Source organism: Prevotella sp. AM23-5, assembly GCF_003473645.1.
Classification (GTDB): Bacteria; Bacteroidota; Bacteroidia; order Bacteroidales; family Bacteroidaceae; genus Prevotella; species Prevotella copri_A.
Map to the genome: position 1 here is coordinate 1 of NZ_QUCG01000181.1, position 920 is coordinate 920.

Consider the following 920-nt stretch of genomic DNA (forward strand, 5'->3'; position numbering starts at 1 on the left):
TTGATGATATAATCACCCACAAAATCACGAGCCACCGTAAGATGACTGTCGGACCAGCTCTTGCGGATGTAGGCATTGGCAAAGATGGTAGCAAGAGGACGCTTATAGTTGATGTTGAAGGAAACATGCTTGCTCCTGTCGGCGGTATAATCCACGAAACCCGTATAAAGATTACGGTAATCACGCATCAGCAGTCCCTGATAGAAATTCTGTTCGTCCACTTCCCGTTGAGCGATTCCACCGGAAAGCGTAGCCTGCAAACGGGCGGTGAGGAAATAGCTCACGCTGAGTTGAGGAGCAACCAGTGTCTTGCTGGCGTTCTCTTTCGCTCCCATCAACTTATCATTATAATAATAAGGTGTAAAGGTGATGGGCATCTGGAAACGGATATGCCAGCCACCCTGGTTATACTCTGCCTCCGGCGAAGCATAGGCACGGAAGAAGGTCATGCCTATCTGATTGCGCATATTTCCCAGGGAATCGGGTACTCCCTCCAGATGACTCTTCATCGTTCTGCTCAATACCTGCAAGCCAACCTTCATCATCACGGTAAAAGGCTTGAGGAAAAAGCCGAGCGAAGTATTGGTATGACTGAAGAATGCTGCCGAACGAACACTTTGATAAGCCGTTTGCTGCGAATTATCAACAGACAGAGAGTGCGGATTCACCATATAAGCATTATACGTGTTGAAGGTATAGGTTCGCTTACCACTCCGATGCAACAGTTCCAGCTTGTCTGATACTTTATACTTCGGCATCTTGACCTGCTGATGATTAGGATAAGAGCCGTCAATATCCATCATGACATCATTCCAGGCCAGGTCGGCGGAAAGCTGATTGGCAACATACGACTTTTCGCCATTCGAAGTCAGCGTAAAGTCGGCAACCAACCTGTTCTGCTTCTGCTTAGCCTGTTCATC

General features: G+C 47.7%; 1 protein-coding gene. It reads right to left on the bottom strand.

Going from position 1 to position 920, the window contains the following annotated elements:
* A partial coding sequence (locus DW657_RS18085) for a hypothetical protein (protein ID WP_158577430.1) occupies nt 1-920 on the bottom strand: 920 nt, incomplete at both ends.